Raw genomic sequence first — 26,046 nt, forward strand, 5'->3', positions numbered from 1 at the left:
CCGCTGCAGTCAGGGCGTCTAGAGAGTCATGACGAGACCTTGGCGCTGTGGGAGACCTTTACGCCGAAGTCGTCCAGTGTCTGGAACTCCACCGTGGTTGTGCCGTCGTGAGGTGCTTTGAAGCCGGGCAGTTCAAAGCGGTTGCGACCTCCCGGTATCACCATGTTTTCCGCGTTTGACGTGGCGGGCTTGCGGGCATGACGTTGCTGTGACGCCAACACCTCGATCTGCTCGAACGTCACGTGGTAAGGGGTCGGGTTGTGGACTTCCAGAACCTGGCCTTGCTCGGTGGTCTCGCGGCGCCATTGCAGTTTTCCAGGAGCCGCATCGACCCCATAAGGCAGGTTGGGTGGGCGAACAAACAACTTGATCCGAGAGCGGAAGGCCAGTTGCAACTGGTTGCCCTGTTGGAAACCCTGGGATTGAGCCGGCACTTCCAGCAGGTTGAACCAGAACAGGCTTTCCTGCGCCGACGGCAATGCCTCTCCGGTATACGCCAGGCGTACCACCTGCTGTTTGCCTGGCTCCATGCGAAAAATTGGCGGCGTGGAGATAAACGGAATTCCTGCGAGGTCTGGCGTCGAGTGTTCGTCGCCGCTGTCCAGCCACGTCTGTACCAGCACCGGTGCCTGGTTCTTGCTTTCCAGCCTGACCGTTACCTCTTTGTCGTTCTGCGGGTAGATGATCCGCGTGTTGTTGATGATAACGCTGGCGTGTGCTGCGGCACTGGCGATCAGTGCAAACAGCAATGTCAGAAGCCTGGCTGGCCAAAAGGCAAAGGAGCGCGCATTCATGGGGTCATCACCTGGCTGCCGAAGGGGTAAGGCTTGCCGAGTGGCGCACACGAGCGCCGAAGTCGGTAACCGTGGTGAACTCGACTTCAGGCGCGCCCTCGGGACGATTGCGCAGCAGCGGCAGCACAAAGCGTTTTACGTCGCCGGCGGGCATCAGCAGGCTGTCATTGGCTTGCGTGTTCGGCGCTTTACTGAAGCGTTTACCGTTGCTCAGCAAGTCAACGGCGGTGAGGGAAATATGGTACGGCGTCGGGTTGGTCACCTGCAGCGCAAAACCCTGGCCACTGTCGACCAGTTTCCATTCCAGCTTCGAAGGGGCGCTGCCTGCCGGATAGGGCAATGCCTGGGGGCGCAGGAACACGCGCAATCGGGTGCGAAATGCCAGTTCGAGGTTGTTCTGCTCGGCATTGTTTGCGCTGGGTGGAATCTCCAGCACGTTGAGCCAGTACAGGCTTTCGCGATCAGACGGGGAAGGCTTACCGGAGTAGAACAAGCGCACGGCCTGTTGCTGATGCGGTTCCATGCGAAAGATCGGTGGTGAAAGGGTAAACGGCGTCTGCGCGGTGGCCGGTGTGGAATTCAGGTCGCCTGTATCCAGCCAGGTCTGCACCAGCGACGGGCGATCGCCCTTGTTTTCCAGGCGCACGACCACTTCTTGCTGCTCGGCTGGGAAGATCACGCGGGTGCCATAAATGATGACACCTGCCTGGGCGCTATTTGTTTGCAGCGACAGCAGCCCAAAAACACAGAAGGCAAGCGCGAGGCGGGCCATTGTTTTCATAGTGTCGAAGATCTCTTTGAATCTGGCGAAGGACCTGCCCAACGGCTGCAGGTCCGCTACATACAAGGCTTGCGGATGCTCGGCCTCTTGCCCCTTAGTCGGCGTACACAACCATGAAGCCCACACGCGTTTTGACGGCACCTTCAGTCGCGGCGCCGCTGGCGTACATTTGTGCAGCCAGTGGGATCACGGCCTGGTTGTCGGCGATCACTACGCCTTCCGATTTTTCGGTGTAAACGTGAATCGGGGTGCCATCACGGTTGGTCACTTCAACCTGTACGTTCTTGGCGTTGGTGGTGTCGGAGGGGTCGTTGTAGCCGTCGATATTCAAGCGTCCGGTCGCTACATCGATGGCGGGGCTGGTGGGGTCGAACGCCACCATGGCCGTGCGGCCGTTGGTGCATGCGCCTTCGCCGGGCGCACCAATGCGAATGGAGAAGCCGGTCAGGTTGGCGCGGTCGCCAGGGTTTTGCAGGCGTGAAGCGGATACACCGCCAAGGTTGACGTCCTTGACCACTGCACCGGTACCTGGCGCCGAGCCTTCGATGGTGCAGGTCACATCATTCACCAGCCCGGTGAAATTGATGGTGCCGTCATTGGCCGCGTGTGCGCTTTGCGAAATAGCAGTGACCAAGGCAACGGTTGCTGCAAGGGTAGAGAGAGCATTGAGGTTCATAATAGTCCCGAACATGAAGTGTTTATGTAATCCGCCAACGGGTGTTAAACCCGATATCTGTGGGTGATTCATTACGGCAATTGGCGGAACCCAATCATTGTTCGGAGGGGGAACAATTGCCTATAGAGAAGTAACGAGATTGCGTTAGAGATTGTTCGAAATTTTATATATTTATTACAAGTAATTGCATTGACTTGACGCGTGGGTAATGGCTGTAAGTTTTTTTTGTACGAACAATCCTTATTTCTGTACGAACAGTCCTTATTGTTGCTATTGATTGATCCTGATGTTCGGCTGGGATATACCGTGATCGTGATGATTAAGCAGTTTTCTAATAAGTGGTATTGACGAGGACGGATTATTTGATGCGTACTTTAATGTCCAAAACGCATTCCATCATGTTGCTTGATGATCATGAAATGGTTCGACAGGGGATCGAGTTGGGCCTGAGTAACGAGGCCGACCTCGAGGTGGTGGGCTCGTTCGGCACCGGCAGGGAGTTATTGGAGGCGCTGGCCGCTCAGCCTGTAGAGGTTATCATCATGGACTTTACATTGGGGCCTACGGAGCTTGATGGCCTCAGTTTGATCCGGGCAGTGAGTCGACGTTTCAAGCAGTCCAGGCCCGTCGTCTTATCGTCCCACTGCACGCCCGCAACGGTCTCGATGGCATTAAAGGCTGGATGCTGGGGTGTTGTAGGCAAGACCCAGAAGTTGGCAGAGTTGATCATGGCCGTTCGAACGGTCGCACAAGGATATATTTACTTGCAGCCGGGTATGCTGTCAGTAGAGCAAGGCAGGCAATCTATTCTGGAGTGGGTGAACTTTAAGTCGAATCTGGAAGTATCTGCCGCATTAAGGCCGAACGCCTGCCTGACACCCAAAGAGCAAGAGGTGTTGCGTTGTTTTCTTGATGGTATGTCGGTGAGTTCTATTGCAATAAAGTTTTCGCGCAGCACCAGTACGATCAGCACGCAAAAACAGTCGGCGTATCGCAAGTTGGGCATCCGTACTGACAGTGAACTTTTCAAGTTCACTCGACAATTCGGAAAGCCTGAATAGTATAGTCGCCGTACGATAATGGCCTGAGGGTTATACGCTAAGTTGGGTTGTCGAGGTAACGCAGCGCCAGTCGCTCGGTCACCTGTTGCACCGGCGGCAACAGATGCGGCGCTACCAGCATCATGATCTGGTAGACCACGACCTGCACTTCACTTTCGCGATCGAGAATCCGTTGGTAGTCCAGTGAAAACAGCAGGGTCATGGTGATCTGTTCCACTAACTGCCCCAGTGCCTGGGTACTGCTGACCAGTTGGCCCGCCGCCTTCAGCCGTGCCAGCAAAGAGGCCAGGGTACGTTTGAGCGCCGTCAGCAGGTTGCGAATGCCCTTGGCCAGCTTCGGCAAGCGACCCGCCAGGTTCGAGAGGTCCTGGAACAGAAACCGGTAATGCGCCATGCGCTCGACGATCAGGTGCAGGAACAGCCAGTAGTCCTCGGCTTCCAGTTGCGCGTCGGCCGGTGGATCAAGCAGGGGCGCCAGCTCATTCTGAAAGCGCTCGAACAAGCCGAGTACCAGCGGTTCCTTGCCATGGAAGTGGTAGTAGAGGTTGCCGGGGCTGATCCCCATTTCATTGGCCACCTCCATGGTCGACACGTTCGGTTCGCCCTTGTGGTTGAACAACTGCAGGGCACATTCAAGGATACGGTCGCGCGTCTTCATCCAGTCTTCTTAATGTGATCGTTGAGCTCAGCGCACGCGCACGTAAGTGCCCGGCGCCGCTTCCATCGGTGGGTAGTTCTGGTTGCCCAGGGCGGTGAGGGTTTCGCGTTGCACGCCAGAGCGCTGCTGGATCCACTCCAGCCACTGCGGCCACCAGCTGCCTTCGACGTGGTTGGCGTCGTAATACCAGGCGCGTGGGTCGCTGCTCAGCTTGGGATTCTCGACATAGTTGGCCTTGGGGTTGCCCGGCGGGTTGAGGATGCTCTGGATATGCCCGCTGTTGGACAGCACGAAGCGCCGCTCGCCGCCGAGCAATTGGGTGGAGCGGTACACCGCATCCCACGGCGTGATGTGGTCGTTGATACCGGCCACGCTGAAACTGTCCACGGTGACCTTTTGCAAATCGATGGGCGTGCCGCAGACCTCCAGGCCGCCGGGATGGCTGAGCGGGTTGTGCTTGAAGAAGTCCAGCAGGTCGCCATGCAGCGCGGCGGGCAGGCGTGTGTTGTCGTTGTTCCAGTACAGGATGTCGAAGGCCGGCGGTTCCTTGCCCAGCAGGTAGTTGTTGATCCAGTAGTTCCAGATCAGGTCATTGGGCCGCATCCAGGCGAACACCTTGGCCATGTCGCGACCGTCGAGCACACCTTGCTGGTAGGAGCGGCGCTTGGCGGCTTCCAGGGTCTGTTCGTCGGCGAACAGCGTGGCGGGGCTGTCGATCTGGCTGTCCAGCAGGCTCACCAGGTAACTGGCACTGGAGATGCGTCGCAACTGGCGCTTGGCTTGCAGGTGGCCTTGCAGCGCGGCGATGGTCAGGCCGCCGGCGCAGGCGCCCATCAGGTTGACCTCGCGGGCACCGGTGATCGCGCGGCACACGTTGAGCGCTTCCTCCAGCGCAGCGACGTAGGTGGAGAGGCCCCATTCGCGATGGCGCACATCTGGGTTGCGCCAACTGACCATGAACGTTTGCAGGCCGTTCTTGAGGGCGTATTGCACAAAGCTGTTGGCCGGGCTCAGGTCGAAAATGTAGTACTTGTTGATTTGCGGCGGCACGATCAGCAGCGGCTTGGCGTACTGTTTTTCGCTCATGGGCTTGTACTGGATCAGCTCCAGCAGCTCATTGCGAAACACCACCGAGCCCGGCGTGGTGGCTACGGTTTTGCCGACCTCGAACGCGTGCTTGCTGACCTGACGTGGCAGGCCATTGTTGTGCAGCAAATCTTCGAACAGGTTGCTGACGCCGCGCACCACGCTGTTGCCACCGGAGTTGAGCAGCTCCTTGATCGCCAGGGGATTGAGCAAGGTATTGGAGGGGGAGAGGGCATCATTGAGCAGGGCGAAGGCAAAATGCGCACGGGCCCGGTCGTCGGCGCTCATCGCGCTGTCATCGATCCAGTGACGCGTTTGTTTCTGCCAGCTCAGATAGGCTTGCAGGCTGCGACGGTATAGCGGGTTGAGCGCCCAGGTCGGGTCGCTGAAGCGGCTGTCGTTGGGGTTGGGCGCATGCACGGTTTCACCCAGCAGCACGCGACCCAGCTGGCCGCCCAAGGCCATGGCATGGCGGGCGGTATGCAAGGGGTTGCGCAAGCCGTGGGCGGCGACGCTGCGCAGGGTCGACAGCAAGTCCCGGCCGCGCAGGCCGGTGATTGCATTTTGCGCATTGATGAACGCGGCAGGGGTGGGGGCCGGGTTCGTCACGGGTCTTTCTCGCATGAGCCAACACTCCTTCGTCAAGCCATCAAAGAGGCACGCCAATTCAGAACCATAGTCGGTTCCTGGCAAGTTGCGCGGCGGTGCAGTCCTTACACGGCCGGTCGCGGATGAATCACCGCGCGCATGCGCTCCTCTTCGAGAAACTTCATGATGATCGGCGCCACGGCTTCGGCCCGGGTGATCAGGAATAAGTGACCGTCATCGATGATGTGCAACTGTGCATTGGGAATGCGCCAGGCGAGCATGCGCATGTTGATCAGCGGGATCAGCGGGTCGTCGTCGCCGGCCAACACCAGGGTGGGTTGGCGGATCTTGTGCAGCCAGTGGATGCTGGTCCAGCCCAACCCCGCGAACAGTTGCCAGTAGTAGCCCAGCTTGCCAGCCGAGCGCACTTTGCTCGCGTGTTCGGCGGCCAGGTTCGAGTCGCGGCGGAACGAACCGCCGTAGATCATCGGCGCGATGCGCACCACGTGGGACGGTTGAATATAGCGGCGCGGGCTGGCCATCAGCCAAAGCACCTTGGGCTTGCCCGGCACCATCACCGCCCCCGCTGCCGTGGCAGCCAGGATCAGCTTCTTGCAACGTTCCGGGTAATCGTAGGCAAACTGCTGCGCCAACGCGCCGCCCCAGGACACGCCCACCGCATTTACCTGGCCATAGTCCAGGTAATCGAGCATGCGTGCGGTCAGTTTGGCCAGGCCGGGAAAGCGGTAGGGCCGGTTTGGCGTGGATGAACCGCCCACGCCGGGTACATCGAAGGCGATCACTTCCAGGTCCGGGTCCAGTGCCTGGACGAACGGAAACACCAGCTCAAGGTTGGCGCCGATGCCATTGAAGATCAGCAGCGGCGTCAAGTGAGGCTTGCCCGGGCGCACCGCCGTGCGGATGGTCTGGCCATCCAGGTCGATGGTACGAAAGATGAACGGTTGCGGCATGGGAAAGCCCTGTCAGGTGGTGCGTAAGTCTTATGGGCGATGCGATCCATGTGGGAGCTGGCTTGCCTGCGATGGCATTCTTTCCGCCAGCCCATCAACAACTGACTCGCCGCTATCGCAGGCAAGCCAGCTCCCACAGTGACTGCATTTCAACCAACCATCTGCTTATCGTTCATGTACATAAGTGCCCGGCGCGGCTTCTGCCGCTGCATAGGTTTTGTTACCCAAACTTGTCGGCGCCTTCTTCAACTTACCCGCCCGCTCCGCCTGCCACACCTGCCAATGCAGCCACCACGAATCGGTGTGCTTGGTGGCATTCTCCTGCCAGTCCAGCGGTTTCGCCGTCAGGCTGTCGCTGGTCTGGTAGCGTGCCTTGGGGTTGCCCGGCGGGTTGAGGATGCTCTGGATATGCCCGCTGCTGGACAGCACGAACTCAACCTTGCCACCAAACAGCTGCGCTGACTTGTAGCAAGACTGCCACGGCGTGATGTGGTCGTTGGTACCGGCCAGTGAGTAAATATCAGCGGTGACCTGCTTGAGGTCGATCGGCGTGCCGCACACTTCCAGGGCGTTGGCGCGCACCAGTGGGTTGTTTTTGAACAGTTCGATCAGGTCGCCGTGGAAGGCTGCGGGCAAGCGGGTGGTGTCGTTGTTCCAGAACAGGATGTCGAACACCGGCGGCTCGTTGCCCAGCAGGTAGTTGTTCACCCAGTAGTTCCAGATCAGGTCGTTGGGGCGCATCCAGGCGAACACCTTGGCCATGTCGCGGCCTTCCAGTACGCCGGCCTGGTAGGAATGGCGCTTGGCGGCTTCCAGGGTCTGTTCGTCGACGAACAGCGCTACTTGGGTGTCCAGCGTCGTGTCGAGCACGCTTACCAGCAGGGTCAGGGCGTTGACCTTCTTCTCCCCCAGCGCCGCGTAGTGGCCGAGCAGGGCGGTGCAGGTGATGCCGCCGGAGCAGGCGCCAAGCATATTCACGTCTTTGCTGCCGGTAATCGCCGTGACCACATCCACCGCTTCCTTGAGCGCTTCGATATAGGTCGACAGGCCCCATTCACGCTGGGCCTTGGTCGGGTTGCGCCAGCTCACGATAAAGGTCTGCTGGCCATTGCGCAGGCAAAAACGCGCCAGGCTCTTCTCCGGGCTCAGGTCGAATACATAGAATTTGTTGATCTGCGGTGGCACCACCAGCAGTGGGCGTTCGTGCACCTGTTCGGTGATCGGCTTGTACTGGATCAGCTCCAGTACGTCATTGCGAAACACCACCGCGCCTTCGGTGGTGCCCAGGGTCTTGCCCACTTCAAAGGCGCCCATGTTGACCTGGCTCGGCATGCCGCCGTTGTGCACCATGTCCTTGGCCAGGTGGGACAGGCCATCGAGCAGGCTCTTGCCGCCGGTCTCGAAGAAGCGTTTGACCGCCGCCGGGTTGGCCGCGCTGTTGGTGGGGGCCATGGCTTCGGTCATCAGGTTGATCACGAAGTGGCCGCGGCTGATGTCCTGTTCCGACAGATTGCTGTCACCGATCCAGTCGTGCAGTTCCTTGCGCCACGCCAGGTAGGTTTGCAGATAACGTTTGTAGAGCGGGTTCTGGCTCCAGGCCGGGTCACTGAAGCGGCGGTCGTCGCTTTCGGGCACCAGCGCCGACTTGCCGAACATCACGTTCTTGAGTTCGACGCCAAAGTGGGCGACGTGCTTGACGCTGTGCAACGGTTGCTTGATGGCTTGGGTCAGCACCATCTTCGCCGAGGCGAGTAAATCCTTTTTGCGTAACGCGATGATCGGGTTGAGCCCCAGGGTGTTTTCCGAGGCCTGGCGTTTCAAGTCATCGTTGTTCTTGTTACTCATCTACGACGCTCCATTGTCCGAAAGACGAGTACCGGGTACCGCTGCGCACCAAGTTTCGATACACAACACAAGCCTGGTACTGCGACTCGGGTGACCGTTGATACCGCATCGTCAAATGCAGGGAACTTGCCAGTTCCATTGGTTACCCGAGTTTAATTTTTTTCGCAAGCAGGCCAATCGTTGGCCACAAGAGAAGGCATTCAAGCAGATGAAATTAGAAAATGCCCTCTAAAGAGCGAGAGGCCTGGGCTAGAGCATCAGCCGTACGATCGACTCACTCGGATCGCGGGTTTTACCGGCGGCTTTGAGCTCGGCCAGATAATCGGCCCACAGCGCGTCCTGACGCACGGCCAGTTGGTAGAGGTAGTCCCAGGTGAACAGTCCGCTGTCATGGCCGTCGTCGAAGGTCAATTTCAGTGCGTACTGGCCGGCGGCTTCTACCTTGATCAACTTCACGTTGAGCTTGCCGAATTGCAGGATGGGTTTGCCATGCCCCTGGACCTCGGCGGAAGGCGAGTGGGTGCGCAGCAGTTCGGCGGGGAGTTGGTACACCTCGTCGGGCCCGTAGGTGAGGCCGAGGGTGTTGGAGGTTTTGTGCAGGTTTACAGCCGTGGGAAATTTCGACATTGGAGAACCGCCCAGAAATAGTCCTGAAGGAACCGGCTTCAAACTGTGGGAGCGGGCTTGCTCGCGAATGCGGTGTGCCAGTCAGCACATCTGTTACTGATACACCGCATTCGCGAGCAATGCCCGCTCCCACAATAAAGCAAAGCGGTCCTGCGTGAGGCTTACAGGATATAACGAGACAGGTCTTCGTTCTGCGCCAATTCGCCCAGGTGGCTGTTGACGTAACCCGCATCGATCTTGATTACTTCGCCATTTTGCGCACCGGCTAGGTCGCCGGCACTGAAGGACACTTCTTCCAGCAAACGCTCCAGCAAGGTGTGCAGGCGACGCGCACCGATGTTCTCGGTCTTCTCGTTGACCTGCCAGGCGATCTCCGCCAAGCGCTTGATGCCGTCCGGCTGGAACTCGATGCCCAGGCCTTCGGTTTTCAGCAACTCACGGTACTGCTCGGTGAGCGACGCGTGCGGTTCACTGAGGATGCGCTCAAAGTCGCCCGGGGTCAGCGCCTTGAGCTCCACGCGAATCGGCAGGCGGCCTTGCAGCTCCGGCACCAGGTCGCTTGGCTTGCTCAGGTGGAACGCACCGGAGGCGATAAACAGGATGTGGTCGGTCTTGACCATACCCAGCTTGGTGTTCACGGTGCAGCCCTCGATCAGCGGTAGCAGGTCGCGCTGTACGCCTTCGCGGGATACATCCACACCGCCGGAGTTGCCGCGCTTGGCCACCTTGTCGATTTCGTCGATAAACACGATGCCGTGCTGCTCGACCGCTTCCAGGGCCTTGGCCTTGAGTTCTTCCTCATTTACCAGGCGCCCGGCTTCTTCGTCGCGCACCAGTTTCAGCGCTTCCTTCACCTTGAGCTTGCGGCTTTTCTTTTTGCCCTTGCCCATGTTGGCGAACAGGTTCTGCAACTGGCTGGTCATTTCTTCCATGCCAGGCGGAGCAGAGATGTCGACGCCGGAGACTTCGGCGACTTCGATCTCGATTTCCTTGTCGTCCAGCTGGCCTTCACGCAGGCGCTTACGGAACAGCTGGCGGGTGTTGGAGTCCGAGGCCGGTGCGGCGTCTTCGTTGAAGCCCATGCGTGCCGGTGGCAGCAGGGCATCGAGGATACGTTCTTCGGCGGCGTCTTCGGCGCGGTGGCTGACCTTGGTCATTTCCTGTTCGCGCAGCAGCTTCAGGGCGGCATCGGCCAGGTCACGAATGATCGACTCGACGTCGCGGCCCACGTAACCCACTTCGGTGAACTTGGTGGCTTCGACCTTGATAAACGGCGCGTTGGCCAGCTTGGCCAGGCGACGGGCGATCTCGGTTTTACCGACGCCGGTCGGGCCAATCATCAGGATGTTCTTCGGCGTTACTTCAACGCGCAATTCTTCGGGCAGTTGCATCCGGCGCCAGCGGTTACGCAGCGCAATGGCAACGGCGCGCTTGGCATCGTCCTGGCCGATGATATGGCGGTTGAGTTCATGGACGATTTCGCGGGGAGTCATGGACATAGTGTTTGGCGGCCTCAAGCGGAAATAAGCCTACGGCTTACTCGGCGAGGTCCTGCTCCTCAATGGTCTGGTTGTGATTGGTAAACACGCAGATATCGCCGGCAATGCCCAGGGCCGTCTCGACGATTTCGCGGGCCGACAGGTCGGTCTTCTTCAGCAGTGCGCTGGCTGCCGCCTGGGCGTAGCCACCGCCGGAACCCATGGCGATCAGGCCATGTTCAGGCTCAACCACATCGCCGTTACCGGTGATGATCAGGGAAGCGTCTTTGTTGGCAACGGCCAGCATGGCTTCCAGGCGGCTGAGGGAGCGGTCGGTGCGCCATTCTTTGGCGAGTTCGACCGCAGCGCGCACGAGGTGGCCCTGATGTTTCTCAAGCTGGCCTTCGAAACGCTCGAAGAGGGTGAAGGCGTCGGCAGTCGCGCCGGCAAAGCCTGCGAGCACCTGGCCGTGGTACAGGCGACGCACTTTCTTGGCGTTGCCTTTCATCACGGTATTACCCAGGGAAACCTGGCCGTCGCCGCCCATGACGACTTTGCCGTGGCGACGTACTGAAACGATGGTGGTCAAGGGGAGAGTCTCCACGCAGCGGGGCGAAAATGCCCTGATGAAAACTCATATGGGGGTGGCGGGGGGGATTTCAACCGCGGGGGCAGTGTGCGGACGAGTGGTGTTTATCTTTCTGACACGCCATAAAACAAAATGTGGGAGCGGGCTTGCTCGCGAATGCGGTGGGTCAGTCGCCGAAAATACTGACTGAAATACCGCATTCGCGAGCAAGCCCGCTCCCACATGGGGTCTGCTGCGCTCTTAGGCTCAGCGACTCTGGCGTTGTTGTAACAACAGGTTGCTAAAGCCCGCGCCAGCCAATTGTTTCTGCGCCACAGTCAGCTGTTCTCGGTTGCTGAACGGCCCAACGAGTACGCGATACCAAGTGGCATCCTTGACCGTCCCGGACTCCACTGTCACCGACTGGCCGAGCAGAATGATCTGCGCCCGCACGCGATCCGCATCCGCCTGTTTCGGGAACGAACCCGCTTGCAGGAAGAACTTGGTCACGGGTGCGGCCTTGGTCTCGGCAACCGGCGGTGCCGGCGGCGGGGTGATCCCGGCCAGTGCGGCCTGGGCGCGTGCCGTGTCGATTTTCGCCGCTTCGGCAGGGGTAACTGGCGTGGTCGGCACTTGTGGCGTCGGCAGGGTTTTCTCCGGCACGGCGTCAGGCGGCACGATCACTTCCGATTCCGGCAGCAGCGTATAGAAGTCGTATTTCGGCTTCACCGGTGCGGTCGGGCTTGGCGCAGTCTTGTTGGCTTCGGCCATTTTCGTGGCCTTCTGCTGTTCCTGCTTGACCCGTTTGACGTCATCGCCCTTGCCCGGATCCAGCTTCATCAGGAACACAATAAACGCGCCGACGGTGAGGCCGATGGCCATCCACAACCAGCCCGGGATCGGCTTCTTCGCCGGGGCCTGATAGCGGCTGGCGCCGCGCTTGGGTGCGGGTTTTTTCTTGGCAGCCAACTTACATACGCTCCAGTGTTTCCAGGCCCAACAGTTCGAGGCCTTGCTTGAGGGTCCGTCCAGCCAGTGCAGCCAAGCGCAGGCGGCTTTGCTTCTGGGCTTCGTCGTCGGCGGTCAGGATCGGGCAGTTCTCGTAGAAGCTGGAGAACAGGCCGGCGACTTCGTACAGGTAGGTGCACAGGATGTGCGGCGTGCCTTTCTCACCGACGCTATTCAGCACTTCGCCGAATTGCGCCAATTTGGCGGCCAGTTCCTGTTCGTGCGGGGCGTCCAGCACGATCTGGCCTTCAACTTCGCTGAAGTCCTTGCCCAGCTTGCGGAACACGCCAGCCACACGGGTATAGGCGTACAGCAGGTACGGCGCGGTGTTGCCTTCGAAGTTGAGCATCAGGTCGAAGTTGAAGCTGTAGTCGCTGGTGCGGTGCTTGGACAGGTCGGCGTATTTGACCGCACCAATGCCCACCACGCGGGCGATGTTGCGCAGGTCGGCCTCGGCCAGCTCCGGGTTCTTTTCCTTCACCAGGCTGTAGGCACGTTCCTGCGCTTCGGTGAGCAGGTCGATCAGCTTCACGGTGCCGCCGTCGCGGGTCTTGAACGGGCGGCCATCGGCGCCGTTCATGGTGCCGAAGCCCATGTGCTCCATGTGCATCGGGTGGGTGACGAAACCGGCGCGACGCGCCACTTCGAACACCTGCTGGAAGTGCAGCGCCTGGCGTTGGTCGACAAAATACAAGGCGCGATCGGCCTTGAGCACGCCGCTGCGGTAGCGCACGGCGGCCAGGTCGGTGGTGGCGTAGAGGTAGCCGCCATCGGCCTTGACGATGATCACCGGCAGCGGCTCGCCGTCGGCGGTCTTGAATTCTTCGAGGAACACGCACTGCGCGCCGTTGCTCTCTACCAGCAGGCCCTTGGCCTTGAGGTCGTTGACCACATTCATCAGGTCGTCGTTGTAAGCGCTTTCGCCCATCACGTCGGCCATGGTCAATTTGACGTTGAGTAGTTCGTAGATTTCCTGGCAGTGAGACAGGGAAATGTCACGGAAACGGTTCCACAGTGCCAGGCACTCGGCGTCACCGGCTTGTAGCTTGACCACCAGGCCACGGGCGCGGTCGGCGAATTCTTCGGATTCGTCGAAGCGCTTCTTGGCGGCGCGGTAGAAGTTTTCCAGGTCCGACAGCTCGTTGCTGGTGATCGGGTTTTCTTGCAGGTAAGCCATCAGCATGCCGAACTGAGTGCCCCAGTCGCCGACGTGGTTCTGACGGATCACCTCGTCGCCGAGGAACTCCAGGACCCGCGCCGCGCCGTCGCCAATGATGGTTGAGCGCAGGTGGCCGACGTGCATCTCTTTGGCCAGGTTCGGCGCCGATAGGTCGACGACCACGCGCTGCAGCGGGCCGGCCTTGCGCACGCCGATCTTGGCGTCGGCCAGGGCCGCATCCAGGCGCGACGCCAGGGCCTGGGTGTTCTGGAAGAAGTTGATAAAGCCCGGGCCGGCGATTTCAGCCTTGGTGACACTCTCGTCGGCAGGCAGCGCGGCGATGATTTTTTCTGCCAGGTCGCGCGGTTTCATGCCGGCCGGCTTGGACAGCATCATCGCAATGTTGCTGGCAAAGTCACCGTGGGTCTTGTCGCGGGTGTTTTCCACCTGGATCGCCGGCGACAGGCCTTCAGGCAACACACCTTCGTTGACGAGTTGGGTGAGGGCTTGTTGGATCAGCTGGCGAATGGTGTCTTTCATGGTGTTCTCTTTCGACCGCAAGCGGCGGCGCGCGATGCGCAGGTGGAAAAACTGGGCATTATCCGTGGCGAGGGCGGGCTTGCCAACCATTCAGACGGGTTGGCGGACCTGCGGGCCTCATCGCGGGCAAGCCCGCTCCCACATTTAAGGCTGTTCACATTTCAAATTGTGGGAGCTGGCTTGCCTGCGATGGCCATTTAACGGTCAGTACAAATCTACCGGGTCCACATCCAATGACCATCGCACTTGCCGGCCGCTGGGCAGTTGCTCCAGGGCAAGCAACCAGCTACTTAATAGCCGATGCAGCGGTGCGCGCGAGGTTGCCTGCAAGAGTAGCTGAGCACGATAACGCCCGGCGCGGCGCTCCATAGGCGCGGGCACCGGGCCGAGCAGTTCGATGCCGCTCAGACCCAGCTCGCCGAGCAAACGTTCGGCGGCGCTGCAGGCTTCATCCAGGAAACCCTCGGCCTGCCCCGGCTTGTGCGCCTCGGCGCGTAGCAAGGCCAAGTGGGAAAACGGCGGCAAGCCGGCGGCGCGGCGTTCGCTCAGGGCCTGCTCGGCGAAGGCGAAGTAGCCTTGTTCTGTCAGTTGGATGAGCAGCGGGTGGTCGGCCAGGTGCGTCTGGATAATCACCCGGCCAGGCTCCTCGGCGCGGCCCGCGCGGCCGGCAACCTGCACGATCAACTGCGCCATGCGTTCGCTGGCGCGGAAGTCCCCGGAGAACAGCCCGCCGTCGGCATCCAGGATCGACACCAGGGTCACCCGTGGAAAATGGTGCCCCTTGGCAAGCATCTGCGTACCGATGAGGATGCACGGCTGGCCTTTCTGGATGGTGGCGAACAGCTGGTTCATCGCGTCCTTGCGCGACGTGCTGTCGCGGTCGACCCGCAGCACCGGGTAATCCGGGAACAGGATGCCCAGGCGCTCTTCGGCCCGCTCGGTGCCTGCGCCAACCGGCCGCAGGTCGACTTTGCCGCACTGCGGGCAATGGCGCGGCACCCGCTCCACATGGCCGCAGTGATGGCAGCGCAGTTCGCCGTAACGCTGGTGCACGGTCATGCGCGCGTCGCAGCGCTCGCACTCGGACATCCAGCCGCAGTCATGGCACAGCAACGTCGGCGCAAAACCACGGCGATTGAGGAACACCAGCACCTGTTGGCCGGCGGCAAGCGTCTGGCCGATGGCTTGTTGCATCGGCCCGGAAATACCGCTGTCCAGCGGGCGACTTTTAACATCCAGGCGCAGGAAACGTGGCTGCTTGGCGCCGCCCGCGCGCTCGTTCAGGCGTAGCAGGCCGTAACGACCGGTGTAAGCGTTGTGCAGGCTTTCGAGGGACGGCGTGGCCGAGCCCAGCACGATCGGGATGTCTTCCTGGCGTGCACGCACCAGCGCCAGGTCGCGGGCGTGATAGCGCAGGCCTTCCTGCTGTTTATAGGAGCCGTCATGCTCCTCGTCGATGATGATCAACCCAGGGTTTTTCATCGGCGTGAACAGCGCCGACCGGGTGCCAATAATAATGTCGGCCTCGCCATCCCGCGCGGCCAGCCATGACTCCAGGCGCTCGCGGTCGTTGACTGCCGAGTGCACCAGGGCGATACGCGCGTTGAAGCGCTGCTCGAACCGCGCCAGGGTTTGCGGGCCCAGGTTGATCTCGGGGATCAGCACCAGCGCCTGTTTTCCGGCTTGCAGGGTTTCGCGGATCAACTGCAGATAGACTTCGGTCTTGCCGCTGCCGGTGACGCCGGCCAGCAAGAACGCGTGGAAACTGTCAAAGCCGGCGCGAATCGCCTCGTAGGCCGCGCGTTGCTCGGGGTTCAGCGGCAGTTCCGGCTGCGCCAGCCAGTGTTCGTGACGGGCGTCGGGCGCGTGCTTGCGGATCTCCACCTGCACCAGGCCCTTGGCCAGCAGCAGGTCGAGGCTGTCTTTGCTCAGCATCAGCTTGCTTAATAGCTGGTGAGCCACGCCGTGAGGGTGCTGCGCCAGTGTGGCCAAGGCTTCACGCTGGCGCGGCGCGCGGGCAATGCGCGGGTCGTCGAGGCGCGCCCCCGGCACCATCGACCAAAAGCGCTCCTGACGCGCTTCGGCCAGTTCGCCCTGGCGCAACAGCACGGGTAACGCCCAGCTCAGGGTGTCGCCCAGGCTGTGCTGGTAATACTGGGCCGTCCACAGGCACAGCTTGAACAGCGCAGGCGGTAGCGGTGGGGTGGCGTCAAGGATCGCCAGGGCAGGCTTGAGTTTCTCGGCCGGCACTTCGCTGTGGTCAGAAACTTCCACCAGGATGCCGATCATCTCTCGGCGCCCGAACGGTACGCGCACGCGCATGCCCGGCTGCAACTGCGCCCGCAGCACGCCGGCCGGGGCCCGGTAATCGAACAGGCGGCGCAGGGGCGAGGGCAGGGCAAGGCGCAAAATGGCGTCGGGCACGCGAGGGGTCTCATATAAAGGCAGGCGGTGGCGCAGGGGCGGGAGCCTAGCAGACAGGGGAGGGCTTGGGTATGCCACGGTTTTCTGATGAAAGGAGGTCTTCAACCGGAAGCGCCGCTTGCGCGATTGAAAAGGTCTGGTAGAATCCGCGGCCTAATTACGTGCGGTATTCGACAATAGTGTCGAGTGGCGGCACGCTAGCCCGAGGAAGTGCCATGAAAGCCGATATCCATCCAGCGTACGAAACCATCGAAGTCACCTGCAGCTGCGGCAACAAGTTCGAAACCCGTTCGAACCTGTGCAAGCCACTGGGTACTGACGTATGCAACGAGTGCCACCCGTTCTACACCGGTAAGCAGAAAACTCTGGACACCGGCGGCCGTGTACAGCGCTTCGCAGATCGCTTTGGTGCTTTCGGCAAGAAGCCTGCTGCTACTCCAGCAGAGTAAGGCTCAAAAGCCTTATGGGCTTTTGCCAGCTGTTGAAAAAGGCGTCCCTTGTGGGCGCCTTTTTTGTGCCTGGGATTTGGCTTTCAGTCGCCCAGGCCGACGTGTTTTGCCCCGCCCCGGCCGCCTTGGTCCAGGTGGAGGTGCAGCGTGTGGTGGATGGCGATACCGTACGCCTCAAGGATGGTCGCAGCGTGCGGATGATTGGCCTCAATGCGCCTGAAACCGGTAAGCGCGGTCGCGCCGACGAGCCTTACGCCGTCGCCGCCCGTCAGCGCTTGCAGGCATTGGTGGACGCCAGCGACCGTCGCGTCGGCCTGGTTGTTGGGCGTGAGGGAAAGGATCGCTACGGCCGTACCTTGGCCCACCTGTACGGCGCTGAGGGTAAGAATCTTGAGGCGCAGCTGCTGGCTGAAGGCCTGGGGTTTCAGGTAGGCGTCGCGCCCAATGTTGATCTTGTCGCCTGCCAGCAGGCTGCGGAGAACAGCGCCCGTGAGGCGCGTCTGGGTGTGTGGCGCCAGTCACCGGTACACAACGTGGCGCAGCTCAAGCAGTCCGGTTTTGCTTTGGTCAGCGGCCGGGTGAGCAAGATCGAACGCAATCGCGGTGGAATCTGGATCGAATTGCAGGGCTCACTGGTATTACGCATTGCACCCGAGGTTGTCCGTCAATTCGACGCCGGGTGGCTCAATGGTCTGCAAGGCCAGTCAATCGAGGCCCGTGGCTGGGTGCAGGATCGCGCCAAGCGTGGCGGCCTGAAAAACGGCCAGGCGCGTTGGCTTCTGCCACTGACCGATCCCAGCATGCTCAAATCGTCGCTTTAAGAAAAAATTGTAGACATTTTTTTAGTCGATTGTGAACAGTTGAGCCCTTGTATCCCGTGGCCTTAGACCAAAGTACGGCGCTTTGGGCCCTTGACACCCGTGACTGCCCAGTCTTGTGGGGACTTTACGACACGCGTATCCTCGGCGGTCCGTCGACCAACAGTAAAAGCGGAATGCCGATATGTCTGATTTGAAAACTGCCGCTCTCGAATATCATGCCCATCCTCGTCCAGGAAAGCTGAGTGTAGAGCTCACCAAGGCCACTGCCACCGCCCGTGACCTGTCGCTGGCCTACAGCCCTGGTGTTGCCGAGCCCGTACGTGAAATCGCCCGCGACCCCGAACTGGCGTACAAGTACACCGGCAAAGGCAACCTGGTTGCAGTGATTTCCGATGGCACCGCGATCCTCGGCCTGGGTAACCTCGGCCCATTGGCGTCCAAGCCAGTCATGGAAGGTAAAGGCGTGCTGTTCAAGCGCTTCGCCGGCATCGACGTTTTCGACATCGAAGTCGACTCCGAAAGCCCGCAGGCTTTCATCGACACGGTCAAGCGCATTTCCATCACCTTCGGTGGCATCAACCTGGAAGACATCAAGGCACCTGAGTGCTTCGAGATCGAAAAGGCCCTGATCGAACAGTGCGACATTCCGGTATTCCACGATGACCAGCACGGCACCGCGATCGTTACGGCGGCCGGCATGATCAACGCCCTGGAAATCGCAGGCAAGACCCTGGCCGACGCACAGATCGTCTGCCTGGGCGCCGGCGCTGCGGCCATCTCCTGCATGAAGTTGCTGGTGAGCATGGGCGCCAAGCTGGAAAACATCTTCATGGTCGACAGCAAGGGCGTGGTCCAGTCCGAGCGTACCGACCTGAACCAGTACAAGGCGATGTTTGCCCACGCCACCGACAAGCGCACCCTGGCTGACGCCCTCGACGGCGCAGACGTGTTCGTCGGCCTGTCCGGCCCGAACCTGCTGAGCGCCGAAGGCCTCAAGTCTATGGCCGCCAACCCGATCGTGTTCGCCTGCTCCAACCCGGACCCAGAGATCTCGCCGGAACTGGCTCACGCCACCCGTAGCGACGTGATCATGGCGACCGGCCGTTCGGACTACCCGAACCAGGTCAACAATGTGCTGGGCTTCCCGTTCATCTTCCGTGGCGCCCTGGACGTTCGCGCCAAGCGCATCAACGAAGAGATGAAAGTGGCTGCCGCCAACGCCCTGCGTGAACTGGCCAAGCTGCCAGTGCCTCAGGAAGTGTGCGACGCCTACGGCGGTATCAAGCTGGAATTCGGTCGTGAGTACATCATCCCGAAACCAATGGACAAGCGCCTGATCACCCTGATCTCCGATGCCGTGGCCAAGGCCGCCATCGAGACCGGCGTGGCCACCCTGCCGTATCCGAAGCACTACCCGCTGCAAAGCGTGGATGATGTGTTCAACGGCTAAGCCGTTGTAGCGCACCCAAAAAAAGCCCCGGCTCTTGCGAGTCGGGGCTTTTTTGTGGCGATTCACTTGGACCTTGTGGAGACCCACGTGTGGGAGCGGGCTTGCCCGCGATAGCGATGGATCAATCAGCTCATGTGGCGCCTGACACACCGCAATCGCGGGCAAGCCCGCTCCCACATTGAATCTGTTTCAGGCCATAAATCTCACTAGAACAGATCGATCGGCGCCGCTTCATCCGCCGGCAGCGGGCTGCCCGGCGCAACGCCATTGCCCAACTCATTGACCGACGGCGGCGTGTCCTCGCTCTTGAACAGTTCGAAGTACGCATTCGGTGTGCTTGGCGAGGCCGCACGGCCACTGACCGGGTCGATGCGCAGGCTGAGGATGCCTTCTGGCTCCGGCTGCGTGTGCGGCGGCTTGTCCTTCAAGGCCGCGCCCATGTAGCTCATCCAGATCGGCAATGCGACGGTACCGCCGAACTCGCGACGGCCAAGGCTTTCCGGCTGATCGTAGCCCGTCCATACGGTGGTCACGTAGTCGGCGTTATAGCCAGAGAACCAGGCATCCTTGGATTCGTTGGTGGTACCGGTCTTGCCGGCAATGTCCGGACGGTTCAGCGCCAGGGCGCGGCGGCCAGTACCTTTCTTGATGACGTCTTCCAGGATGCTGTTGAGGATATACGTGGTACGGCCATCGACAATGCGCTCGGCGACAGCGGGTGCCTGGGGCTCGGCGGGGGTGCCGTTGGCGGCAGGGGTGGTGCCTGGAGCCGGTTCGATGGTAATGCCGCCATTGCTCGGCGCCGCCAGGCCGTCAGTCGCCGCGACGCCGTTGACCACATCACCCGGCACACGTGGCGGGTTGGCGGTGAACAGGGTGTCGCCGTTGCGGCTTTCGATCTTGTCGATCAGGTACGGCGCGATCTTGTAGCCGCCGTTGGCAAAGGTGCTCCAACCGGTGGCGATTTCCATCGGCGTGAGGGTCGCGGTGCCCAGGGCCAGGGACAGGTTGGGCGGCAGGTCCGACTTGGCGAAGCCGAAGCGCGTCATGTAATCGATGGTCTTGCCCACGCCCATTGCCTGCAACAGGCGGATCGACACCAGGTTACGCGACTTGTACAGCGCCTCACGGATACGGATCGGGCCAAGGAAGGTGTTGGTGTCGTTTTTCGGACGCCAAACCTTGTCCAGGTACTCGTCGACAAACACGATCGGGGCGTCGTTGACCAGGCTGGCGGCGGTGTAGCCGTTGTCCAGCGCAGCGCTGTAGATGAATGGCTTGAAGCTCGAGCCCGGCTGGCGTTTGGCCTGGGTCGCGCGGTTGTAGTTGCTCTGCTCGAACGCGAAGCCACCGACCAGGGCGCGGATCGCACCGTTCTGCGGGTCCAGCGACACCAGGGCGCCTTGGGCCAGCGGCACCTGGCTGAACTTGAGGCTGTCGTCCTTCTGGCGTTGCACGCGGATCAAGTCACCCACCTGCGCCACGTCCGATGGCTGCTTGGGCATCGGGCCCATGCTGTTAGTGTTCAGGAATGGGCGCGCCCACTTCATGCTGTCCCACGTCACATGGGCTTCGCCGGTACGGGTGAGTACCTGCACGCCATCTTTCTTCACCTGGGTCACGATGGCCGGTTCCAGGCCGCTGATCGCGCGTTGTTTGCCCAGCTCAGTGGTCCAGGCGCTCAGGGTCTTGCCTGGCAGGCGCGATTCAGGGCCACGGTAGCCGTGGCGTTGGTCGTAGGTGATCAGGCCGGCATGCACCGAGGTGTTGGCGATTTCCTGCAGGTCGCTCGGTACGGTGGTGGTCACGCGGAAGCCTTCGGTATAGGCCTCGCTGCCATAGCGGCCAACCATTTCGGCGCGCGCCATTTCGGCGATATAAGGCGCGTTAACTTCTGGCGTCGGCACGTGGTAGCTGGCATTCAGCGGCTCGGCGATGGCGCTTTCATAAGCGGCCTGGTCGATTTTGCCCAGTTTGTACATGCGCCCCAGGATCCAGTCGCGGCGTTCTTTACTGCGCGCCGGGTTGGCCAGGGGGTTGAAACGTGAAGGGGCTTTTGGCAGGCCGGCGATCATGGCCATCTGCGCCAGGCTGGCGTCACGAATGGACTTGCCGTAGTAAACCTGCGAGGCGGCCTCGATCCCGTAGGCGCGGTTGCCCAGGTAGATCTTGTTGACGTAGAGCTCGAGGATCTCGTCCTTGGTCAACTGGCGTTCGATTTGCAGTGCCAGGAGGATTTCGGTGGCCTTGCGCGAAAAGCTGCGCTCGCTGGTGAGGAAGAAGTTCTTCGCCACCTGCATGGTGATGGTGCTGCCGCCGGACTGAATGTGTCCGCTTTTTACCAACTGGGTCGCCGCACGCACCAGGCTGCTGGGGTCGACGCCATAGTGGTTGGCAAAATTATCGTCTTCGGCCGAGAGCAGGGCGCTGATGAAATTGGGTGGAATATCGGCAAAACGGATCGGTGTGCGGCGCATTTCGCCGAACTCCGCGATCAGTTTTTCATCGCTGCTGTAGACCCGCAAAGGAATCTGCAACTGGATACTTCTAAGGGCCTCTACGGAGGGCAAACCCGGACTAAGGTAGAGGTAGGCCCCGCTCAGCACGAGCAGCAGCCCGCAAACGATGGCGACAATGGAGTACCCGAAAAACTTCAGCAGACGAATCAAGGCTTTTGGATTTCCAGAGAAAAGAATGAGTTAGGCGTCGGGGCATGCATGGCAAACGATGGATCGACCCGAGCTGCAGATAAAAGCGGGAAAAAACGCTGGGCATTAAAGCATTTTTCGCCTTGGGGCGTCATTCGCACCTGTTCAACAAGTCGACCGAATGCATGGCGCCCAGCGGCAATCAGGCGGTATGACAGGCAAAGTTTTAGGGAGTTTTATGGGAAAGGGATTTTTCAGGCAAAAAGTCGACACCCTGCTGGGCGTCGACATCAATGACACGGCAATCCGGCTGGTGGAACTGGGTCGCTCAACCTCGGGTTACACCATTCAGGCTTACGTCACGCAGGCATTGCCCGTGCAGTCGGTGGTCGATGGCACATTCCTCGATCTTGAAGGCGTGGGCCGTGCTCTGCGCAGTGCATGGTCGCGGCTGTCGACCTCGGTGCGTGGTGCTGCCGCTGCCGTGGCCGGCCCTTCGGTGATCACGCGAATGATCGAGATGGACGCCGGGCTCACTGACGATGAGATGACCTGGATGATCCATATGGAGGCGGACCAGTACATTCCTTATCCCCTGGATGACGTGGCCATCGATTTCCAAGTGCGTGGGCCGACGGCGCTGAAACCCGGCCGGGTCGACGTGCTGCTGGCGGCATGCCTTAAGGAACAGGTGGAGGCTCGCGAGGCGGTTCTGGCCCTGGCGGGGCTGGTGCCCAGGGTCATCGATGTCGAAGCGTTTGCATTGGCGCGCGCTAGCCGTCAGGATTTCGCCAGCTTCACGCCGAGCCATCGAGTCGATGGTGCACAATGGGCCGTGGATGCCCAAGGGATGGGAATTGCTTGCGGGTTGGCCCTGAGGAGTTTCGCTTGAAGACACGAATCAACCTATTGCCATGGCGCCAGGCGCTGGCAGAGCGGCGACGCAAGTATTTGCTGGCGTGTCTGCTGGCGTTCGCCTGCGCGGCGCTGGCGACCGTGTGGCTGGCGGATCAGGTGATCGACCAGGCCATTGATCGCCAAGTCACCCGCAACGACCATCTGGGCAAGGAGGTCGCTGGCCTCGATTCACGCATCAAGACCATCGACGATCTGCAGGAGCAGAGCCAGCAGTTGGCCCAGCGCATGAAGGTCGTACAAGACCTGCACGATTCACGCTCCTCCGGTGCCCAGTTGCTCGATCAACTGGCCCGCGCGGTACCCGACGGCGTCCACCTGCATGAAGTGGTGGCCAAGGGCGATACCGTGAGTATCAGCGGCAGCGCGGAGTCCAGCCAGGACATCGCCCAGCTGATGCGCCGCCTCGAGGCCGCCGAAGGTGCCCATTCCACTCGGTTGCAACATGTGCGAACGGATGGCGCGCGCGGCAACAACGAATTTCAGCTGATGGTGCGTCAGGGCGAGTCCTCCGAGGCTCAGCCTTGAGCCTGCCAAGGCTCAATCTTTCTGCACTCACTCACTACGCTGCAAAATGGCCCCTTCCTGGCAAGGCCCTGTTGGGCTGTGCGCTGGCGGCTGTAGTGTTTGTGGTGGGCGACCTGGTGTACCTGAGCCCTTCGCGGCAACGGTTACAACGGGTCGAAGCGCAGGAAGTGGCCCTGCAGCAGCACGTCACGCAGAAGACCGCCCTGGCTGCCAGCCTTGAGACGCGCACGCACCAGTTCCAGTTGATGCAGGCGAAAGCCAATGAGCTTTTGCGGGCGTTGCCGGGTGAGTCCGAAATGCCCGGCTTGCTGGAAGACATCGCGGGCTTGGCGCTGGCCAATGGTTTGCTGGTCGAAAACGTCACCCCGCTGGATGAACAGCCCAGGCCGTTCTATCACGAGCAACCTGTGCAGGTCGGTTTGACCGGGGCTTATCACGACCTGGCAATGTTCCTGAGCCGCCTGGGTGGCCTGTCGCGAATCGCCACGGTGCACGATATTGCCCTGCGCCGTGATGGCAAGCTGCTGCGCCTGGACCTGCTGGCCAAGACGTATTGGCAGGCGTCGTCAGGCGCCGGGCCGGGCGGGCAGGGATTAGCAAGGCAGGCTTTTGTCTATGACGCGTTCGGTCTGCGTGATCCTTTCCAGCGGCTTGCCATTCAGGTCGGCCATTTGCCTGGTCGGCCCGCTCGGGCGCCGGATCTCGCCAGGCCACGTGGCGTCCTGGAAACCCTGGCAGTGGACCAGTTTGAAATGGTCGGCACGCTGTCGCGCGGTGTGCAGGCTTTTGCCCTGCTGCGTGCGGCCTCCAGGGTGCACCGGCTGGCGGTCGGTGACTACCTGGGGCCGGACCATGGCCGAGTCACGGTCATCCATGAGCGTTACGTCGAGCTGGTCGAACTGTTTCCCGATGGTCAGGGTGCATGGCTGGAACGCCCGCGAACCCTGGTGTTAAACGTCAACTCATAACGGAATCAACCAATGAAAAGGACTTTCTCGTCCTTCGGTGTGGCGCTATGGATAGCGTTCACGGCACCGATGGCTGCTGCTCTACCTAATCGCGTAGACCTGATCCAGTTGCCACCGCCTGGCAACACCGCGTCGAGCGCCTACACGGGCGACAGGCTCAACCTCAACTTCCAAAGCATCGAGCTGCGTACGGCGTTGCAACAAATCGCCGATGTGGCGGGCCTCAACCTGGTGGCGAGCGACGATGTGCAGGGTTCAATTACCCTGCGCCTCAAGGATGTGCCCTGGGATCAGGCGCTGGACCTGGTGCTGCAGGCCAAGGGCCTGGATAAGCGGGTGAAGGCCGGCGTGTTACTGGTCGCGCCCGCCGAAGAGTTGGCTGCACGTGAGCTGCTGACCCTGGAGTCGCGCAAGCAAATGGCCGAGCTGGCGCCATTGCGCCGTGAACTCTTGCAAGTCAATTACGCCAAGGCGGCAGACCTGGCCAAGCTGTTCCAGTCGGTGACGGGCCTCGAAGGCGTGCCCGACGAGCGTGGGTCGGTGGCGGTCGATGATCGCACCAATAACATCATCGCTTACCAGACCGGGGAGCGGCTGGAGGAGCTGCGGCGGATCGTGGCGCAACTGGACATCCCCGTGCGCCAGGTGATGATCGAGGCGCGCATTGTCGAGGCCAATGTCGACTACGACAAAAGCCTGGGCGCGCGCTGGGGCGGGCGACTCAATCGCGGCAACTGGGGCGCCGGGGGGATTGCGAAGCCACCGGCCGAAGGTGCGCAGCCTTCGGAAAACCCGCCCAGCTCACCCTTTGTTGACTTGGGCTCGCTCACCGGCACCTCGGGCCTGGGCATCGCCTTTATCACCGACAACCTGCTGCTGGACCTGGAGCTCACCGCCATGGAGAAAACCGGCAACGGGGAAATTGTCTCGCAACCCAAGGTGGTGACTTCCGACAAGGAAACCGCGCGCATCCTCAAGGGCACTGAAATCCCCTATCAGGAATCCAGCTCCAGCGGCGCCACGTCGGTGTCGTTCAAGGAAGCCTCGTTGTCGCTGGAGGTGACCCCGCAGATCACCCCCGACGACCGGGTGATCATGGAAGTCAAAGTCACCAAGGACGAGCCCGACTACCTGAACAAGCTCAATGATGTGCCGCCGATCAAGAAAAACGAAGTGAACGCCAAGGTGCTGGTCAAGGATGGCGAGACCATCGTCATCGGCGGCGTTTTCTCTAATACCCAAAGCAAAGTGGTAGATAAAGTGCCATTTTTGGGCGATGTGCCGTATCTTGGCCGCCTTTTCCGGCGCGATGTGCTGGCGGAGAAAAAATCCGAGCTGCTGGTATTCCTGACTCCGCGTATTATGAATAACCAGGCGATTGCTGTGAGTCGTTGATTCTGTGCGAAATTTGATTCTTGTAGGACCGATGGGCGCTGGAAAAAGCACCATCGGCCGTTTGCTGGCCAAAGAGCTGCGCCTGCCGTTCAAAGATTCCGACAAGGAAATTGAATTGCGCACGGGTGCCAATATCCCATGGATCTTCGATAAGGAAGGCGAGCTGGGCTTTCGTGATCGTGAGCAGGCGATGATCGCCGAGCTGTGCGGCTGCGATGGTGTGGTATTGGCCACTGGCGGCGGCGCAGTGATGCGCGATGAAAACCGTCGGGCGCTGCATGCCGGTGGTCGGGTGGTCTATCTGCATGCATCGGTCGAGCAGCAGGTGGGCCGCACTGCCCGCGATCGCAATCGCCCGTTGCTGCGCACTGCCGACCCGGCGAAGACCTTGCGGGACCTGCTCGCATTGCGTGATCCGCTGTATCGGGAAATCGCCGATCTGGTGGTAGAAACCGATGAGCGGCCACCTCGGATGGTGGTCCTCGACATTCTTGAGCGCCTGCAACGGCTGCCACCCCGTTAAAGCCAGGCCCGAAATGCGCTATTCTCGGCGGCGCGCCATCACCCTCCAGGGTGTGGCGTAGAGCCATCAGGCGACGTCAGAACTT

22 protein-coding genes and 1 pseudogene are annotated in these 26,046 nt (G+C 60.8%); 9 read left to right on the top strand and 14 right to left on the bottom strand.

Annotated features, from left to right (window positions below):
• Positions 1 to 26: 26 nt before the first annotated feature.
• From KHP07_RS20935 to KHP07_RS20945, 3 genes are all read right to left on the bottom strand, one after another.
• A complete protein-coding gene (locus KHP07_RS20935) occupies positions 27 to 794 on the bottom strand; it encodes a fimbrial biogenesis chaperone (RefSeq protein WP_099492908.1) in 768 nt (255 codons plus the stop codon).
• Positions 795 to 801: 7 nt separating this feature from the next.
• Complete coding sequence (locus tag KHP07_RS20940) at positions 802 to 1,575, bottom strand: fimbria/pilus periplasmic chaperone (protein WP_214497960.1); 774 nt, start codon at positions 1,573 to 1,575, stop codon at positions 802 to 804.
• 94 nt (positions 1,576 to 1,669) lie between these two features.
• A complete protein-coding gene (locus tag KHP07_RS20945) occupies positions 1,670 to 2,251 on the bottom strand; it encodes a fimbrial protein (protein ID WP_099492907.1) in 582 nt (193 codons plus the stop codon).
• 365 nt (positions 2,252 to 2,616) lie between these two features.
• Between KHP07_RS20945 and KHP07_RS20950 the strand changes: the two genes are divergently transcribed.
• A complete protein-coding gene (locus KHP07_RS20950; RefSeq protein WP_223204490.1) occupies positions 2,617 to 3,312 on the top strand; it encodes a response regulator transcription factor in 696 nt (231 codons plus the stop codon).
• A 37-nt stretch (positions 3,313 to 3,349) separates the two neighbouring features.
• On the opposite strand, the gene KHP07_RS20955 is transcribed toward KHP07_RS20950, so the two are convergent.
• The 10 genes from KHP07_RS20955 to KHP07_RS21000 form a co-directional block, all read right to left on the bottom strand.
• The gene (locus tag KHP07_RS20955; RefSeq protein ID WP_078046496.1) at positions 3,350 to 3,970 is read right to left on the bottom strand and encodes a TetR/AcrR family transcriptional regulator; all 621 of its coding nucleotides are present in this window, start codon (positions 3,968 to 3,970) and stop codon (positions 3,350 to 3,352) included.
• A gap of 27 nt (positions 3,971 to 3,997) precedes the next feature.
• On the bottom strand, positions 3,998 to 5,680 hold the full coding sequence (gene phaC, locus KHP07_RS20960; protein ID WP_214497961.1) for a class II poly(R)-hydroxyalkanoic acid synthase: 1,683 nt from the start codon (positions 5,678 to 5,680) through the stop codon (positions 3,998 to 4,000).
• Positions 5,681 to 5,769: 89 nt separating this feature from the next.
• On the bottom strand, positions 5,770 to 6,615 hold the full coding sequence (gene phaZ / locus KHP07_RS20965) for a poly(3-hydroxyalkanoate) depolymerase (RefSeq protein WP_214497962.1): 846 nt from the start codon (positions 6,613 to 6,615) through the stop codon (positions 5,770 to 5,772).
• Between the two features lie 165 nt (positions 6,616 to 6,780).
• A complete protein-coding gene (gene phaC / locus KHP07_RS20970; RefSeq protein WP_099492906.1) occupies positions 6,781 to 8,460 on the bottom strand; it encodes a class II poly(R)-hydroxyalkanoic acid synthase in 1,680 nt (559 codons plus the stop codon).
• A 249-nt stretch (positions 8,461 to 8,709) separates the two neighbouring features.
• Positions 8,710 to 9,087 carry a gamma-butyrobetaine hydroxylase family protein gene (locus KHP07_RS20975; protein ID WP_078046499.1) on the bottom strand — a complete coding sequence of 126 codons (378 nt, stop codon included), beginning with the start codon at positions 9,085 to 9,087 and terminating at the stop codon, positions 8,710 to 8,712.
• A 161-nt stretch (positions 9,088 to 9,248) separates the two neighbouring features.
• On the bottom strand, positions 9,249 to 10,586 hold the full coding sequence (hslU, locus tag KHP07_RS20980; RefSeq protein WP_078046500.1) for an ATP-dependent protease ATPase subunit HslU: 1,338 nt from the start codon (positions 10,584 to 10,586) through the stop codon (positions 9,249 to 9,251).
• 37 nt (positions 10,587 to 10,623) lie between these two features.
• Positions 10,624 to 11,154, bottom strand: a complete 531-nt coding sequence (hslV, locus tag KHP07_RS20985; protein WP_003171209.1) for an ATP-dependent protease subunit HslV — start codon at positions 11,152 to 11,154, stop codon at positions 10,624 to 10,626.
• A 246-nt stretch (positions 11,155 to 11,400) separates the two neighbouring features.
• Positions 11,401 to 12,102 carry an SPOR domain-containing protein gene (locus KHP07_RS20990; RefSeq protein ID WP_025858692.1) on the bottom strand — a complete coding sequence of 234 codons (702 nt, stop codon included), beginning with the start codon at positions 12,100 to 12,102 and terminating at the stop codon, positions 11,401 to 11,403.
• A 1-nt stretch (position 12,103) separates the two neighbouring features.
• Positions 12,104 to 13,840 (bottom strand): arginine--tRNA ligase, encoded by a 1,737-nt coding sequence (gene argS / locus KHP07_RS20995; protein WP_214497963.1) that lies wholly within the window; start codon positions 13,838 to 13,840, stop codon positions 12,104 to 12,106.
• A gap of 204 nt (positions 13,841 to 14,044) precedes the next feature.
• A complete protein-coding gene (locus KHP07_RS21000) occupies positions 14,045 to 16,264 on the bottom strand; it encodes a primosomal protein N' (protein WP_078046501.1) in 2,220 nt (739 codons plus the stop codon).
• A gap of 215 nt (positions 16,265 to 16,479) precedes the next feature.
• Between KHP07_RS21000 and rpmE the strand changes: the two genes are divergently transcribed.
• The 3 genes from rpmE to KHP07_RS21015 all read left to right on the top strand — a co-directional run bounded on the left by rpmE (position 16,480) and on the right by KHP07_RS21015 (position 18,984).
• Positions 16,480 to 16,713 (top strand): 50S ribosomal protein L31, encoded by a 234-nt coding sequence (gene rpmE, locus KHP07_RS21005; protein WP_005784030.1) that lies wholly within the window; start codon positions 16,480 to 16,482, stop codon positions 16,711 to 16,713.
• Between the two features lie 14 nt (positions 16,714 to 16,727).
• Positions 16,728 to 17,534, top strand: a complete 807-nt coding sequence (locus tag KHP07_RS21010) for a thermonuclease family protein (RefSeq protein ID WP_214497964.1) — start codon at positions 16,728 to 16,730, stop codon at positions 17,532 to 17,534.
• A 181-nt stretch (positions 17,535 to 17,715) separates the two neighbouring features.
• Positions 17,716 to 18,984 (top strand): malic enzyme-like NAD(P)-binding protein, encoded by a 1,269-nt coding sequence (locus KHP07_RS21015; protein ID WP_016979185.1) that lies wholly within the window; start codon positions 17,716 to 17,718, stop codon positions 18,982 to 18,984.
• 206 nt (positions 18,985 to 19,190) lie between these two features.
• Here KHP07_RS21015 and KHP07_RS21020 read toward each other — a convergent pair whose 3' ends face one another.
• Positions 19,191 to 21,650, bottom strand: coding sequence for a penicillin-binding protein 1A (locus tag KHP07_RS21020; RefSeq protein WP_410896871.1), 2,460 nt, complete (start codon positions 21,648 to 21,650; stop codon positions 19,191 to 19,193).
• 220 nt (positions 21,651 to 21,870) lie between these two features.
• Here KHP07_RS21020 and pilM point away from each other — a divergent pair, with 220 nt between their 5' ends.
• From pilM to aroK, 5 genes and pseudogenes are all read left to right on the top strand, one after another.
• A complete protein-coding gene (gene pilM / locus KHP07_RS21025; protein ID WP_214497965.1) occupies positions 21,871 to 22,524 on the top strand; it encodes a type IV pilus assembly protein PilM in 654 nt (217 codons plus the stop codon).
• Positions 22,521 to 23,075 carry a PilN domain-containing protein gene (locus KHP07_RS21030; RefSeq protein ID WP_078046505.1) on the top strand — a complete coding sequence of 185 codons (555 nt, stop codon included), beginning with the start codon at positions 22,521 to 22,523 and terminating at the stop codon, positions 23,073 to 23,075. The genes pilM and KHP07_RS21030 overlap by 4 nt, the downstream gene beginning before the upstream one ends.
• Positions 23,072 to 24,043, top strand: a complete 972-nt coding sequence (locus tag KHP07_RS21035) for a pilus assembly protein PilP (RefSeq protein WP_214497966.1) — start codon at positions 23,072 to 23,074, stop codon at positions 24,041 to 24,043. Before KHP07_RS21030 ends, KHP07_RS21035 begins: the two co-directional genes overlap by 4 nt.
• Positions 24,044 to 24,181: 138 nt before the next feature.
• Positions 24,182 to 25,438 (top strand): annotated as a pseudogene (locus KHP07_RS21040) (type IV pilus secretin PilQ); the annotation flags it as partial.
• Between the two features lie 4 nt (positions 25,439 to 25,442).
• Positions 25,443 to 25,961, top strand: a complete 519-nt coding sequence (gene aroK, locus KHP07_RS21045; RefSeq protein WP_003187914.1) for a shikimate kinase AroK — start codon at positions 25,443 to 25,445, stop codon at positions 25,959 to 25,961.
• Positions 25,962 to 26,046 lie beyond the last annotated feature (85 nt).

Source organism: Pseudomonas sp. VS40 (assembly GCF_018587885.1).
GTDB lineage: Bacteria > Pseudomonadota > Gammaproteobacteria > Pseudomonadales > Pseudomonadaceae > Aquipseudomonas > Aquipseudomonas pergaminensis.

Excerpts from the sequence above, each read along its gene's own strand:
- argS (WP_214497963.1), bottom strand. The coding sequence starts at position 13,840 with ATGAAAGACACCATTCGCCAGCTGATCCAACAAGCCCTCACCCAACTC.
- phaZ (WP_214497962.1), bottom strand. The coding sequence starts at position 6,615 with ATGCCGCAACCGTTCATCTTTCGTACCATCGACCTGGATGGCCAGACC.
- KHP07_RS21010 (WP_214497964.1), top strand. The coding sequence starts at position 16,728 with ATGGGCTTTTGCCAGCTGTTGAAAAAGGCGTCCCTTGTGGGCGCCTTT.
- KHP07_RS21015 (WP_016979185.1), top strand. The coding sequence starts at position 17,716 with ATGTCTGATTTGAAAACTGCCGCTCTCGAATATCATGCCCATCCTCGT.
- KHP07_RS20950 (WP_223204490.1), top strand. The coding sequence starts at position 2,617 with ATGCGTACTTTAATGTCCAAAACGCATTCCATCATGTTGCTTGATGAT.
- KHP07_RS20935 (WP_099492908.1), bottom strand. The coding sequence starts at position 794 with ATGAATGCGCGCTCCTTTGCCTTTTGGCCAGCCAGGCTTCTGACATTG.
- rpmE (WP_005784030.1), top strand. The coding sequence starts at position 16,480 with ATGAAAGCCGATATCCATCCAGCGTACGAAACCATCGAAGTCACCTGC.
- pilM (WP_214497965.1), top strand. The coding sequence starts at position 21,871 with ATGGGAAAGGGATTTTTCAGGCAAAAAGTCGACACCCTGCTGGGCGTC.
- phaC (WP_214497961.1), bottom strand. The coding sequence starts at position 5,680 with ATGCGAGAAAGACCCGTGACGAACCCGGCCCCCACCCCTGCCGCGTTC.
- KHP07_RS20940 (WP_214497960.1), bottom strand. The coding sequence starts at position 1,575 with ATGAAAACAATGGCCCGCCTCGCGCTTGCCTTCTGTGTTTTTGGGCTG.
- phaC (WP_099492906.1), bottom strand. The coding sequence starts at position 8,460 with ATGAGTAACAAGAACAACGATGACTTGAAACGCCAGGCCTCGGAAAAC.
- KHP07_RS20945 (WP_099492907.1), bottom strand. The coding sequence starts at position 2,251 with ATGAACCTCAATGCTCTCTCTACCCTTGCAGCAACCGTTGCCTTGGTC.
- KHP07_RS20975 (WP_078046499.1), bottom strand. The coding sequence starts at position 9,087 with ATGTCGAAATTTCCCACGGCTGTAAACCTGCACAAAACCTCCAACACC.
- KHP07_RS20955 (WP_078046496.1), bottom strand. The coding sequence starts at position 3,970 with ATGAAGACGCGCGACCGTATCCTTGAATGTGCCCTGCAGTTGTTCAAC.
- hslU (WP_078046500.1), bottom strand. The coding sequence starts at position 10,586 with ATGTCCATGACTCCCCGCGAAATCGTCCATGAACTCAACCGCCATATC.